The sequence below is a fragment of the Paenibacillus zanthoxyli JH29 genome (assembly GCF_000520715.1).
Classification (GTDB): Bacteria; Bacillota; Bacilli; order Paenibacillales; family Paenibacillaceae; genus Paenibacillus_AQ; species Paenibacillus_AQ zanthoxyli.
This window is the reverse complement of the sequence record NZ_ASSD01000560.1, coordinates 1-1,018: the sequence shown is the minus strand read 5'-3', so window position 1 is coordinate 1,018 and position 1,018 is coordinate 1. Positions and strand designations below refer to the sequence as shown.

The 1,018-nt window shown below is 57.0% G+C and carries 1 protein-coding gene; it reads left to right on the top strand.

Annotation, left to right across the window (positions count from 1 at the left end):
- Positions 1–72: 72 nt before the first annotated feature.
- Positions 73–1,018 (top strand): Gfo/Idh/MocA family protein (locus L691_RS0122025; RefSeq protein WP_025692470.1); only part of this gene is annotated, 946 nt, incomplete at its 3' end.

Below are 1,018 nucleotides of genomic sequence, written 5' to 3'. Positions count from 1 at the left end.
GCCCGCCGCTGGACAGCGTCGCGGATAGTATAAAGTGGCTTGAAACAAACTATAAATAAGGAGGCAATATTCATGTCTAAAACACTTAAAATTGCAATTATCGGCTGCGGGGGCATCGCAAACGGCAAGCACCTGCCAAGTCTCTCGCGTCAGAAGAACGCCGAATTGGTCGCTTTCTGCGATACTATCGAAGAACGGGCGCAGGAAGCCGCAGAAAAATATGGCGCGGAAGGCGCCAAGGTATATACGGACTACCAGAAGCTGCTGGAAGACGGCGGGATCGACGTAGTGCATGTATGTACGCCAAACGACAGCCACTCGGCCATTACGGTTGCGGCGCTCGAAGCTGACTGCCACGTCATGTGCGAGAAGCCGATGGCGAAGACGACGGCTCAGGCGCAGGAAATGCTGGAAGCTGCCCGCCGGACCGGCAAGAAGCTGTCCATCGCCTATCAGAATCGTTTCCGCAATGACAGCCAGTATTTGAAGGAAATGTGCGAGAACGGAGAGCTGGGCGAGATTTACTATGCCAAAGCGATCGCGCTGCGCCGCCGCGCGGTGCCGACTTGGGGCGTATTCCTGGATGAAGAGAAGCAGGGCGGAGGTCCGCTGATCGACATCGGTACGCATGCGCTCGATTTAACGCTGTGGATGATGGACAATTACAAACCGCGCAGTGTAACCGGCTCGGTGTTCCATAAGCTCGGACAACGGGAGAACGCAGCCAATGCATTCGGACCTTGGGACCCGGAGCAATTCAAGGTCGAGGATTCCGCATTCGGCTTCATCACGATGGAGAACGGCGCGACGATTGCGCTCGAATCGAGCTGGGCGCTGAACGTCGCCGAGTACGGTGAAGCCAAGACGCTGCTGTGCGGAACGGAAGCCGGGGCCGACATGACTAGCGGACTCCGTATCAACGGTGAGAAGTCCGGCCGTCTGTATGAGACGAATATCGAGCTTACTCCGGGCGGAGTCGCCTTCTATTCGGGAGATGAAGAGAGCGAGGCGGACCGCG